Source organism: Chromatocurvus halotolerans, from assembly GCF_004340525.1.
In the GTDB taxonomy this organism is placed as follows: domain Bacteria; phylum Pseudomonadota; class Gammaproteobacteria; order Pseudomonadales; family Halieaceae; genus Chromatocurvus; species Chromatocurvus halotolerans.
This window is the reverse complement of sequence record NZ_SLWX01000004.1, coordinates 304,175-315,903: the sequence shown is the minus strand read 5'-3', so window position 1 is coordinate 315,903 and position 11,729 is coordinate 304,175. Positions and strand designations below refer to the sequence as shown.

The 11,729-nt window shown below is 62.6% G+C and carries 15 protein-coding genes and 1 tRNA gene; 9 read left to right on the top strand and 7 right to left on the bottom strand.

From position 1 onward, the window contains the following. Positions 1 to 691, top strand: a 691-nt coding sequence (locus EV688_RS17555) for a hypothetical protein (protein ID WP_207895403.1), incomplete at its 5' end; no start/stop codon positions are given. Between the two features lie 37 nt (positions 692 to 728). Here EV688_RS17555 and EV688_RS07075 read toward each other — a convergent pair. Next, positions 729 to 1,982, bottom strand: a complete 1,254-nt coding sequence (locus EV688_RS07075; protein ID WP_117315213.1) for a saccharopine dehydrogenase family protein — start codon at positions 1,980 to 1,982, stop codon at positions 729 to 731. Between the two features lie 143 nt (positions 1,983 to 2,125). On the opposite strand from EV688_RS07075, the gene EV688_RS07070 reads away from it, so the two are divergent. After that, positions 2,126 to 2,554 (top strand): YajD family HNH nuclease, encoded by a 429-nt coding sequence (locus EV688_RS07070; protein WP_477099929.1) that lies wholly within the window; start codon positions 2,126 to 2,128, stop codon positions 2,552 to 2,554. A gap of 389 nt (positions 2,555 to 2,943) precedes the next feature. After that, positions 2,944 to 3,078, top strand: coding sequence for a hypothetical protein (locus EV688_RS17790; protein WP_276309849.1), 135 nt, complete (start codon positions 2,944 to 2,946; stop codon positions 3,076 to 3,078). Between the two features lie 6 nt (positions 3,079 to 3,084). Here EV688_RS17790 and EV688_RS07065 read toward each other — a convergent pair. The 3 genes from EV688_RS07065 to mutY all read right to left on the bottom strand — a co-directional run bounded on the left by EV688_RS07065 (position 3,085) and on the right by mutY (position 4,611). Next, a tRNA-Phe gene (locus EV688_RS07065) sits at positions 3,085 to 3,160 on the bottom strand. 74 nt (positions 3,161 to 3,234) lie between these two features. Beyond that, positions 3,235 to 3,507, bottom strand: a complete 273-nt coding sequence (locus EV688_RS07060) for an oxidative damage protection protein (protein ID WP_117315211.1) — start codon at positions 3,505 to 3,507, stop codon at positions 3,235 to 3,237. Positions 3,508 to 3,519: 12 nt separating this feature from the next. Further along, positions 3,520 to 4,611, bottom strand: coding sequence for an A/G-specific adenine glycosylase (gene mutY, locus EV688_RS07055; protein ID WP_117315209.1), 1,092 nt, complete (start codon positions 4,609 to 4,611; stop codon positions 3,520 to 3,522). 247 nt (positions 4,612 to 4,858) lie between these two features. Between mutY and EV688_RS07050 the strand changes: the two genes are divergently transcribed. After that, on the top strand, positions 4,859 to 5,098 hold the full coding sequence (locus EV688_RS07050; protein ID WP_117315208.1) for a type II toxin-antitoxin system ParD family antitoxin: 240 nt from the start codon (positions 4,859 to 4,861) through the stop codon (positions 5,096 to 5,098). After that, positions 5,098 to 5,400 carry a type II toxin-antitoxin system RelE/ParE family toxin gene (locus EV688_RS07045; protein ID WP_117315206.1) on the top strand — a complete coding sequence of 101 codons (303 nt, stop codon included), beginning with the start codon at positions 5,098 to 5,100 and terminating at the stop codon, positions 5,398 to 5,400. The genes EV688_RS07050 and EV688_RS07045 overlap by 1 nt, the downstream gene beginning before the upstream one ends. Before the next feature lie 175 nt (positions 5,401 to 5,575). Here EV688_RS07045 and EV688_RS07040 read toward each other — a convergent pair whose 3' ends face one another. Further along, positions 5,576 to 5,887, bottom strand: a complete 312-nt coding sequence (locus tag EV688_RS07040; RefSeq protein ID WP_131917580.1) for a hypothetical protein — start codon at positions 5,885 to 5,887, stop codon at positions 5,576 to 5,578. 484 nt (positions 5,888 to 6,371) lie between these two features. Here EV688_RS07040 and hisB point away from each other — a divergent pair, with 484 nt between their 5' ends. Genes hisB through hisF form a run of 4 tightly spaced genes read left to right on the top strand, consistent with a single transcriptional unit; the run spans position 6,372 to position 9,122 of the window. Then, entirely contained in the window at positions 6,372 to 6,965 is a 594-nt protein-coding gene (gene hisB, locus EV688_RS07035; RefSeq protein WP_117315202.1) for an imidazoleglycerol-phosphate dehydratase HisB, read from the top strand. A 5-nt stretch (positions 6,966 to 6,970) separates the two neighbouring features. Beyond that, positions 6,971 to 7,621, top strand: coding sequence for an imidazole glycerol phosphate synthase subunit HisH (gene hisH, locus EV688_RS07030; RefSeq protein ID WP_117315200.1), 651 nt, complete (start codon positions 6,971 to 6,973; stop codon positions 7,619 to 7,621). Beyond that, complete coding sequence (gene hisA, locus EV688_RS07025) at positions 7,615 to 8,349, top strand: 1-(5-phosphoribosyl)-5-[(5-phosphoribosylamino)methylideneamino]imidazole-4-carboxamide isomerase (protein ID WP_117315198.1); 735 nt, start codon at positions 7,615 to 7,617, stop codon at positions 8,347 to 8,349. The genes hisH and hisA overlap by 7 nt, the downstream gene beginning before the upstream one ends. Then, positions 8,349 to 9,122, top strand: coding sequence for an imidazole glycerol phosphate synthase subunit HisF (gene hisF, locus EV688_RS07020; RefSeq protein WP_117315196.1), 774 nt, complete (start codon positions 8,349 to 8,351; stop codon positions 9,120 to 9,122). The genes hisA and hisF overlap by 1 nt, the downstream gene beginning before the upstream one ends. Before the next feature lie 23 nt (positions 9,123 to 9,145). On the opposite strand, the gene EV688_RS07015 is transcribed toward hisF, so the two are convergent. Next, positions 9,146 to 10,486 (bottom strand): S41 family peptidase, encoded by a 1,341-nt coding sequence (locus tag EV688_RS07015; RefSeq protein WP_117315195.1) that lies wholly within the window; start codon positions 10,484 to 10,486, stop codon positions 9,146 to 9,148. A 102-nt stretch (positions 10,487 to 10,588) separates the two neighbouring features. Then, entirely contained in the window at positions 10,589 to 11,725 is a 1,137-nt protein-coding gene (locus EV688_RS07010; protein ID WP_117315193.1) for a murein hydrolase activator EnvC family protein, read from the bottom strand. Positions 11,726 to 11,729 lie beyond the last annotated feature (4 nt).

The following is an 11,729-nucleotide window of genomic DNA, read 5'->3' as shown; positions in this document are numbered from 1 at the left end:
GTTTACGAAGTTTGCCATCATTGCGCCCCGATCACTGCACGTGACATGGATTATCCCACGTCGATACTATTCGGTTAAGTCCGACAGGCTGCTAGTGTCGAGCATTCGAACGATAACGGTGCTCTGGCTGGTCACGGTAACGGGGGGTTGCGCAAGCAACCTTCCGTTACGTCATGTGCCGTCAGACAAAAACAGTATGTTTATTACAGACGCGTCCGCTGTCCTGACCCTGACGCGCTCCCGAAACCCCGACCTCGTCACCTGCTCCCGCATGAATGCGGATGTCTCCGTCTCACGGACGGCATCGCTTTCTGTCTCAGCGCTGAATTTCGGTGACGATGCTGAAGACGTTGGCGAGGACGAGACAGAGTTGCAGGGGCGGACCCCGGGCCTTCTGGCGATGAGGGACGCGCTGTTTCATTCCTGTATGCTGTATCAATCAGGCGTCATCACATCAGCGGATCTGCTCCAGATGACGCAATCCATACTGGCGAAGAGCTATGACGTGCTCGAGATCGAAGCCAGGAACAGCCAGTGGATTTACAATGAACAGCCTGCGCCCACTGTAGCAACCACTCTGGTAACCAAACCCGCGACAACGGCAGCATCGTCCAGCTCCACGTCAACCACTGAGTCCAGTGACGCCAGTGATGTCAAAGACGACAGCGACGACTTTGCAGACTATAAATGACCTGGAGCCTCAACCACAGCACGTCGATCTGAGGTACTCATGCACGGCTCGACTGTTCCAGTACCTCAAACCTTAGCCCGGCATAGGACTCCAGGCGCCGGAACAGCCGCTCATCAAACACCGTGGCCGGTGTCCAGAAGCCACCGCCGCGCTGCTCGCGGCTCACTTCCTTGCATAGGCTGAGCCCCGCCTGGGCCAGCATCCTGCTGGTAGATCCATAGCCGGGATCGCGGTCGCCGCTGACTTTTACGGTCAGCGACTCGCCGGACTCGGTTTCGCCATAGAAACGCAGGTCATAAAAGCCCTCCTGCTGCTGCCTGGGGCTGGGACCCTCGCCGGGACTGGGCAGAAACTTCATCGTCGCCCAGCGCAGCGGCGCAACAGCCAGCATCACCGTGCCCAGTGTCGTGCCCAGAGCCAGAATCCGCGCCCGCTGCTTCCCCTGGTGGCCATCCCCGGTCAGCATTCCCTCGTCGTAGAGAAAGTCCGGGTGATAGGGTGGCTCGTGCAAGGCATTGCTGCGCATCACCACCCGGGTATTGATCGCCGCCATGATGAACGGCCCCGCCCAGGCCTGAAAATCCTCGTCGTACTCCACCGTAACGCTGTGCTGCCGCGCCTTGAAACCGTGTCCCTCGGGGCAGAGTGAGTACGGATCACGCAGCTCCCGCCGCAGTTCCGCGTTCTGCGCCGCTTCCTTGTACAGATTGGCACCGCTGGCGATCGTGCCCCCGGAGGCCCCGCCCTTGCTGGCCTTCACCCGCATCTTCACCCTGCGGCAATACTGCCCGAAGCGCGCCATGGCCTGGTCCTGCAGGAACTTCACACCCAGATCCGACGGAATGGAGTCAAAGCCGCAGCAATTCACGATCCGCGCCCCACTGGCCCGGGCCGCTGACTCGTACTTGGTGAGCATTCGCCGTATCCAGTGCGGCTCCCCGGTCAGGTCACAGTAGTCGGTGCCGCTCTCGGCACAGGCCTTGACCAGCAGTTCGCCATACAGGGCATAGGGTCCGACCGTGGAGATGATCAGCGAGGCGTGGTCGCACAGCCTGCGCATGTCTGTTTCACTGGAGGCGTCGGCCACGAGGGTGGGGATCGACCGGGCCGCATCGCCCAGCGAGGCCTTCAGTTCGGCGAGCCTGGATTCAGATCGGGCGGCCATCGCCCAGGTGAGGCCGGGTTCGCTGTGCTCGTTGACCAGGTAGTTGCAGAGAATTCGGCCAACGAAGCTGGTGGCGCCAAACAGGATGATGTCGACGGGCTTGTCAGGTGATGGGCGCGCAGGCATGGGCATAGACGGTCGAGTGGGGAAGACATAAGAAGTATAAACAACCTGGCGGTGTGAAAGTGGAGTTCTCCGGATTCATGGCAATTTCCAGCGTATTCTATTTGCGCAGATTCTGCTGGCGCGTCATGGCCCGGGATGTCGTAATGACAGGAATATCGCAGCCCGCGCGTGTGGGCAAGGACAACGGGAACGCCATGAGTGAGCAGAAGCCTCGATCAAGTCACTTCGAGAAGGTCCGGGCCGAACAGCTTGAGTACAATGCCAGGCGGGAATCCGGGTATCGAGAGCGCGCCCTGCGGCTATACCCGTGGATCTGTGGTCGCTGTGCTCGAGAGTTTGACCGCAGGAACCTTTCGGAGCTGACCGTCCATCATGTCGATCACAACCACGACAATAATCCCGGGGACGGCAGCAACTGGGAGCTGCTTTGTATTTACTGCCACGACGAGGAACACAGCAAGTTCGAGAGCTATGTTCGTTATGGCAGCACGACGGCGAAAAAAGCCAAAACCGCAACGCATAATCCCTTTACGGGTCTGAAGGCCAGAATGGAGGATAAGGATCGAAAGTGATCTCAACATTATCCGGAAATAGCCTGATCACATTTGGTGGAAAGCGATCTCCGATGCCATATCTGACCGCTGGCATACTGCTGGATATATGAACAGTATTCGCCGGAGGCATCTCCCATGAACGCAGCGGTTAAATTTGCCAACCTGCAGATTCTCGAAGACCAGATCACCGAATTGGCTGCGCACATCAGCGCCGCAGATGCGGTCCCCTTTGACGAGGAGCAGGCACCGGCCTCGCTTCGGGCTGACGTGCTGGAGAGCCTGGCCGAAAGCTATCTCACCACGGGGGCGGGTGACAGCAGCGGCGGCGACCGCTATACCGTGCGTGTGCATACACGGGTGGAGGATTTACGTGCGGCCGAAGCGATGGGTGGCGTTTCCGCGGAAACGTGTTTTCACTGCAGACGATGCACCGGCGTGAACACCTGGGTATCGGCCCGCGTACGCTGCCACCCCACTGGGAGGGCGAGCGTATGGATATGGGGATGGCGATCGACGGTTTGTTACGTCGGGATGGTGGCTGAAATTGGTGGTGCCCGGAGACAGAATCGAACTGCCGACACGGGGATTTTCAATCCCCTGCTCTACCGACTGAGCTATCCGGGCGGAAAGTGCCTGTCGAAGGACGCGTATTTAACCCGCCACGCGCGGCGCAGTCAAGCGCATGCGAGGATATCGTGTCACTCCGATGGCGGAACATAACCCTCCGCTCGATCCACCTCTTCGTTCCTGAAAAACTTGTCCATTTCCTGCTGCAGGTACTTGCGCGCCTCAGCGTCGGCCAGGCTCAGGTGTTTTTCGTTGATCAGCAGGGTCTGGTGCGCCTGCCAGGCTTCCCAGGCCTTCTTCGACACATTGTCGAAGATATCCTCGCCGCGGGCGCCGGGAAACGGCGGCTTGTCGAGGCCTTCCAGCTCTTCCTGGTATTTTCTGCACATCACGCGTCGGGGCACGGTGGTCTCCTGTCAGTTGTCGTGGGTCAGTTCGGCCAGGAGGCGGGCGACGGGCGCCGCAAGGCCGACCTGTGCCGGTGAGCGAGGGTTATACCAGAGGAAGCGATCGGTCGCCATGACGCCCATCGCCGCGGCATCGACCCGCACGCGCACCGGGGTGATGTCGAGATGGTAGTGGCTGAAGGTGTGCCGGAACGGCGCCAGTGTCTGCAGCTGTGCTGGCTCGCTGCGCAGCGCGTCAAGGCACCAGTTGCCGACCGCGTCGGTGGGCGCTGTGTTGCTCGCCGCCCCGGCGTCGTCCGCAGCGGTCGCCAGTGCCGGAAAGCACCAAAGGCCACCCCAGATGCCGCTCGGTGGGCGCTGCTCCAGCAGCCATTCGCCGCTGTCGCTGTGCGCCAGTATGAAGATCGTGCTGCGCTCAGGCAGCACCTTTCGGGGCTTCTTTCCGGGGTAGTCCCGGGGGTTCCCCTGTCGGCTTGCCAGGCACTGTAGCGATAGTGGGCATTCACTACAGTGGGGGGTGCCACGGCTGCATACCGTGGCGCCGAGATCCATGATGGCCTGGGTGTAGTCGGCGACGCGCTGGCCGGGGGTGTGTTCCTCGGCAAGGGCCCAGAGGGTATTGCTCACCTCGGTCTTTCCCGGCCAGCCCTCGACCGCGTGGTAGCGCGCGAGTACGCGCTTGACGTTGCCGTCGAGGATCGGCGCGCGCCCGCCGCCGGCAATGCTGACGATGGCCCCGGCGGTGGAGCGGCCGATGCCGGGCAGGGTCATGAGGCCGTCTACAGTGTCCGGAAAAACGCCGCCGTGCTGGTCGCAGACGATGCCCGCGGCGCGGTGCAGGTTGCGCGCCCGCGCGTAGTAGCCGAGGCCGGTCCAGTGGTGAAGCACCGCATCAGCGGGGGCATCGGCCAGGTGCTGCACCGTGGGAAAGGCGGCCATGAAGCGCTCGAAGTAGGGGATGACGGTGCTGACCTGGGTCTGCTGCAGCATGATCTCCGATACCCAGACGCGGTACGGGGAAATCGCCTGTTGCCAGGGCAGGTGCCTGCGTCCGTGCTGGTCAAACCAGGCGAGGAGCTGGCTGGAGAGTTGTGTCGCCATCGGGATGTCTCCACGGTGCAGCGGCGACGGTAGGGGATTCAGGGTCCGGGAGCAAGCCAGGCCACCCGACACCGTCGCCTGCTACCCCTGGCCAGTACCTAGCCACCCAGAATCGAGCGGGATCGTTGCCGTCTGGGTGCAGAACAGCGAGGGCGAATTCGAACGGCAACAGCTCCTCATTGTGGCTTGACTTGTTACGTACCCGGTACCAATAATGGGTACTTATTGGTACATCGCGAGGCGACGCATGGCTAAGCACACCAGCATTACCCTGGGAGAGCACTTCGAAGGGTTTATAGCTCAACAAGTTGCTGAAGGAAGGTATGCTTCGGCTAGTGAGGTGGTAAGGGCCGCCCTGAGACAGCTTGAAGACACGGAGAATAAGGCTGCCACACTGAGGCGCCTGCTCGAAGAAGGCGAGCAAAGCGGTACCGCTGAATATAGCTACGAAGCGCTGATGAATGAGCTCGATGAAGAGCTTGGCTAGTGAGAACATTTTCTCTTACCGAGGCAGCTAAAGCTGACCTTAAATCAATTGCAGCGTACACCCAGCGCCGATGGGGTAAAGAGCAACGCAGAGTTCATGCCAAGCAATTTGACGATGCCTTTCATATGCTCGCCGATACTCTCGAAGCAGGGATTCCCTGCGATGTGATCAAGGTCGGGTACCGTAAATTTCCCATCGGCAGTCATGTAATTTTCTACCATCCGCTCTCCGAGACTGACATAGAGATAGTTCGAATACTTCATAAACGCATGGACTTGCCTCGGCGGCTTGACTGCACGTAACGGTCCATACCTGGCTGCCGGAGTAGCGTCACGAGGTTCATGGGATCCCAAAGTAGGCCGTGAAACGCTCGAAGTGGGGGGGTCATGGTACGGGGGCAAACCAGGACTGTGACTGCGGCACAACCAGAACGAAGACGATAAGTCCCAGCAGCCAGGTGTGGAGAAACAGTGATCGCTACAACCTGCCGAACCGGTTTTCAAATCTGGTGTTCTGTTCGGTGAATCGAAGATCAATGTCTGCGAAGCGCTTGTCTAACTTCGCATCCTGTTCAGCAAATCGCCTGTCGATCTTCGCATCCTGCTCGGCGAAGCGCGCATCCAGCACCGCCTGAAATTGATCCTTCGTCAGGATGTTATCCGCATAACCCGAATGCTTCCGCCATGAGCTCCGCCGGTACGTCGGCCTGGGGCTCGGGCACCGGAACGCCGGACCGGCCGCCCCCGGCGACGCAACAATCAGAAGCGACCAACCCAACGCACGACGCATGACGCACAGCAGCACAACCCGCGCGTACAAGGATTCCCGGCACGCCCGTGACCGCCGTCACAGCCCCGCCCAAAGGCCTCCCCGGCACGCCCCCGCCCGCGCTGGCGATCAACCATGCAACTGCGTAAACTCGGAATGATGCGGTAACGACAGGACGACCCACGTTGCGGCAAGCTCTCCCGATGGCGCTGGCCGTCCTGTTGGCCACCTCCTGCACGCCGGCGCCCAGATAAGTGCCCAGACCAGCGAGCGGCCCGGGCTCAACTGGGCCCTGGGTATCGAGGCCGCCTGGGACAACAACATGTTCCGCGCCGTCGGCGAAGTCACCCCGGGCCGCGCCGGCCGCCATGGCCTGGCCGGTTTTTGCCCGGTTTGTGCGCGGCGGCGCCCCGATTGATGAATTCGCGTCCGCGAGGGCCTATAATGCGCGCCGTTTCCCGCGCCGGGCGCACTCCGGCGCTTCGCAGCACACCCGGAGCAGTCAATGACTGAACGCAAGGCATCGGTCACACGCAACACCCTTGAGACGCAGATCACCGTCACGGTGAATCTCGACGGCAGCGGCAAGGCCGACTTCAACACCGGCGTGCCCTTCCTCGAGCACATGCTGGACCAGATCGCCCGCCACGGCATGATGGATATCGCCGTGGATGCCAAGGGTGACCTGCACATCGATGCCCACCACACGGTGGAGGACATCGGCATCACCCTGGGGCAGGCGGTGGCCAAGGCTGTCGGCGATAAAAAGGGCATCCTTCGTTATGGCCATGCCTATGTGCCGCTGGACGAGGCGCTGTCCCGGGTGGTGGTAGATTTTTCCGGGCGTCCGGGGCTGGTGTTCCAGGTGCCGTTCACCCGTGCCATGATCGGCACCTTCGATGTCGACCTGTTCCATGAGTTCTTCCAGGGCTTCATCAACCACGCCCTGGTCACGCTGCACGTGGATAATCTGCGCGGTGAGAACGCCCACCACCAGGCGGAAACCGTGTTCAAGGCCTTTGGCCGGGCGCTGCGAATGGCGCTGTCGGCAGATCCGGCAATGGCCGGCATCACGCCGTCTACCAAAGGTGTTCTTTAAATCGCATGACGGGAACCGTTGCGGTTATTGACTACGGCATGGGCAACCTGCACTCCGTGGCCAGCGCACTTGAGCACGCAGGCGCCGAGCGCGTGGTGGTATCCTGTGATCCCGCCGAGATCAGCGCCGCGGATCGGGTGGTGTTTCCCGGCGTGGGCGCTATCCGCGACTGCATGGCGGAGATCCGGCGTCTGCACTGCGATGAACTGCTGATGCGGGCACTGTCCGACGAGCGTAAACCGGTGCTGGCGATATGCGTCGGCATGCAGGCGCTGCTGGACCGCTCCGAGGAGAACGGCGGTGTCGACTGCCTGGGCCTGATACCTGGTGAGGTGCGCTTTTTCGGGCATCCGCTCAACGATGCAGAGGGCCGGCGCCTCAAGGTTCCACACATGGGCTGGAACGAGGTGCGGCAGGTGCGGCAGCATCCGTTGTGGGCGGGCATTGCCGACGGCGCTCGCTTCTATTTCGTGCACAGCTATTATGTAAAGGTGAAGGAGCGGGCGCTGGTGGCCGGCGCCGTGGATTACGGCGTCAGCATCGATGCGGCGCTGGCCCGGGACAACCTGTTTGCGGTGCAGTTTCACCCGGAGAAAAGCCACACGGCGGGGCTTCGCCTGCTGAAGAATTTTCTGGAGTGGGATGGAACATGCTGATAATTCCGGCGATTGACCTGAAAGACGGCCAGTGTGTGCGCCTGCGACAGGGCGCCATGGAAGACAGCACGGTGTTTTCCGACGATCCGGTGGCTACGGCCGGGCGCTGGGTGGATGCGGGCTGTCGGCGCCTGCATCTGGTGGATCTTAACGGCGCCTTTGCCGGCGCGCCGGTGAACGGAGAGGCGGTCACCGCCATTGTCAAAGCCTATCCCGGGCTGCCGGTGCAGATCGGCGGCGGCATCCGCAATCTCGAAACCATAGAGCATTACATCCACGCTGGTGTCAGTTATGTAATTCTCGGTACTGCGGCGGTAAAGCGCCCGGTCTTCGTGCGTGAGGCCTGCAGGGCCTTCCCCGGCAAGGTCATCGTCGGACTGGATGCGCGCGACGGTCGGGTCGCCACCGATGGCTGGGCGGAGGTGTCCGCCCTCACGGCCACCGACCTGGCAAAGCGCTTCGAGGCCGACGGCGTCAGCGCCATTGTCTATACGGATATCGCCCGCGACGGCATGATGCAGGGGGTGAATGTGGACGCCACTCTGGCCATGGCGAGGGCCTCATCCATTCCCGTGATTGCCTCCGGCGGTATTACCAATCTGGACGACATCCGTGCCCTGGCGGCCATAGCGCATGAGGGGATTGCCGGTGCCATCACCGGCCGCGCTATCTACGAGGGCACGCTGGACGTGGCCGAAGCCCAGCGCCTGTGTGACGAGACCCGCTGATGGGGCTGGCGCGGCGTATCATTCCCTGCCTCGATGTGGACAACGGCCGCGTGGTCAAGGGCGTCAATTTTGTCGGCATCCGCGACGCCGGTGACCCGGTGGATATCGCCCGCCGTTACAACGAGGAGGGTGCAGACGAGATCACCTTCCTGGATATCACCGCCAGCCACGAGGACCGCGACACCACCGCCCATACCGTCGAGGCGATTGCCTGTGAGGTGTTCATTCCCCTCACTGTCGGCGGCGGCATCCGCTCGCTGGCGGATATCCGCAACATGCTCAATGCCGGTGCCGACAAGGTCGCCATCAATACCGCCGCGATCCACAACCCGCAGCTGGTGCAGGAAGCATCACAGCGCTTCGGCGCCCAGTGCATCGTGGTGGCCATTGACGCCAAGCGTGTGGCGGATGTGGACGGCAGGCCGCGCTACGAAATCTTCACCCACGGCGGTCGCCGTCCCACCGGTATTGACGCCGTGGCGTGGGCGCAACGGATGGCCGCGCTAGGTGCCGGCGAACTGCTGCTGACCAGCATGGACCGTGACGGCACCCGTGACGGCTTTGAGCTGGGCGTGACCCGCGCCATCACGGATGCCGTGGACGTCCCGGTCATCGCCTCCGGGGGTGTGGGCCGACTGGAGCATCTCGCCGAGGGTATTCTCATCGGTGGCGCCGATGCCGTGCTCGCCGCCAGCATCTTTCACTTCGGCGATTACACCATCGCCCAGGCCAAGGATCACCTGGCCAGCTGTGGCATTGAGGTCAGACGCTGAGCGGCCACCAGCGGGCCGCTGGCTCAGTTATCGTCTGATCGTGCCTGGCGCGCCAGAGTCGCGGCGGTGGGGCGGCTGCGGTTCATGCCAAGGATGTTGACACCCTTCAGCAATGTCAGCGCCTCATACAGCTGGTTGTCCCTGGACTGCAGTTCGCTGGCTTCGATCTTCCTGCGCTCCTCGCCATCGCCATTGCCAAGGTGTCCGATGAGGTCGGCCTCGCTGATGCGCCCTTCCTCGCCAATCGCCGTCACGCGGGCGCGATCCACGCGGATGTCCGGCACGATTCCCGCCGCCTGTATCGAGCGGCCGCCGGGCGTGAAGTACAGGGCAGTGGTGAGCTTTACCGCGCGGGTTTCCGAAATTGGCATGACGGTCTGCACCGACCCCTTGCCGAAGCTGTCGGTGCCCATGATGATGGCGCGGCCATGATCCTGCAGGGCCCCGGCAACGATTTCCGAGGCGCTCGCCGATCCCCGGTTGATGAGCACCACAATCGGTGCGCCGTTGGTGATGTCCTCGTCGCTGGCGCCATAGGATTGCCCGGCGTTCGGTAACCGTCCTTCGGTATAGACAACCTCGCCGCCGCGCATGAACAGCCCTGCGACATCGACACTGGCACCCAGCACACCCCCCGGGTTGTTGCGCAGGTCGAGCACCACGCCTTTCAGCTCGTGGTCTTTCTTCAGGGCTTCCAGCGCTTTGGCGACATCGTCGCCAGTGGATTTCTGGAACTGGGACACGCGTACATAGGCGTAGCCGTCCTCCAGCCAGCGTTCGCGTACGCTGGCCACCTTGATCACGTCGCGGGTTAGGTTCAGTGTGAGCGGCTGCGATTCTCCGGAGCGGCCGATCGTGAGCTCGATCTCGCTGCCCTTCGGGCCACGCATCTTGCCTACGGCATCACTCAGGCTCATGCCCTTGAGGGGATTGTTGTCCAGCTTCAGGATGATGTCGCCGGGCTGCACGCCGGCTTCCGCGGCCGGCGAGCCATCGATGGGCGCGATGACGCGCAGCAGCCCGTTCTCCATGCCGACCTCAAGACCGAGTCCGGAGAATTCGCCGCTGGTGGAAGTCTGCAGGTCGTCGAAGGCATCGCTGGTGAGGTAGACAGAGTGGGGATCCAGCCCGCTCAGCATGCCCTCAATGGCATACTGCAGCAGCGTGCTGTCATCGATTTCCTCGACATAGCCCTGGCGGATCTGGTTGAACACGTCGGCGAAGGTGCGCAGGTCGTCAAGGGCATAGGTGCTCTCGCCCTCCTTGGCGAATGCGGGTGTTGCCAGCTGGCAGGCGAGAAGTCCGCCCGCGCACAGCAGCCAAAGTGCCCGTGAGCGCAGGCGAGTGAGCCTAGGTGTTTGCATGGGAGCCGCCATAGAGTCCTGAGGTAAGTGGGAATACGACAGCAAGTGTAGCGCAATCGTTCCGGCCTTTGATATTGCCTGCGCGGGGGCGCGCCCCCTGCCTCAGCGTTGGCACCATGCCGCGGGATCCACCGGCTTGCCCTTGTGGCGGATCTCAAAATACAGCCCCGGCGTTTCGCGGCCACCGCTGTCGCCCACCGTACTGATGGCCGTCCCGGCTGTAACCCACTCACCCACCTCGCGCAGCAGCGTTTCGTTGTGCGCGTAAAGGCTCATGTAGCTGTCGCCGTGGTCGATCACCAGCAGCAGGCCGGAGCCGCGCAGCCAGTCGGCGTAGACTACACGGCCGTGGTGTATGGCCTGCACGGCGCTGCCCGCTTGCGCTTCGATATTAATGCCGTGCCAGACCATCTTGCCCTGGTTACGGGGCCGTCCGAAGCTGTTGCTGCGGCGGCCGCTCACCGGCCAGGGCATGGCGCCCCGGCGTTCGGCAAAGGCCTGCACATTCTCCGGAACCTGCAGCTCCTGCACCGTGGCTTCAATTTCTTCCAGCAGGGATTCGAGCTGTTCGCGGTCCTGTTCGAGCTGCGCCAGGCTGGCGCCCCGGGCTTCCATGTCAGCCGCAATCTTCGCCAGCGTCTGCTGGCGCTCCTGCCTGGCGCGCTCAAGCGCCAGCCGGCGTCCCTCTAGGTCCTCGCGGCTGGCGGTCAGCTGTTTGCGCGTTGCCAGTACCTCCAGCACCACATCGGACAGGGCGTCTATGGTTGCGCGGAAGTCCTCAATGCGTGCCTGGCGGGCGCGGAACAGGTAGCCGTAGTAGGCGGAGACCCGGGACAGGGTCTGCGGGCTATCCTGATTGAGCAGCAGCTTTACCTGCCCCTGGTTGCCGAGCTGCCACGCCTGGCGCACATCCCGGCTGATCTGCGCACGCTGATCATCGCGACGGGCACTGAGCCTCTCGCGCTCGCTGGCGAGGGTGTCCAGTCTCGCGCTGGTGGCATCAATGTCGGCTTCCAGGCTATCGATACGTGCCTGCAGCGCGGCCATCTCGGTTTCGGCCTGGCGCAGCGATCGCTGCAGCTCACCCTGCCGCGCCTCGTCCTCACGCTGCTTGCGGGTGATGGCCTCGATCTCCCGGGTGAGCTGCTGCAGGCGTTCGCGGGTCTCCTGCTCATCGGCCGCGCTGGCGGAAACCGCAATAGCCGCAAGCAGCGTCAGTCGCCAGATTACGCGTCTCACCGGG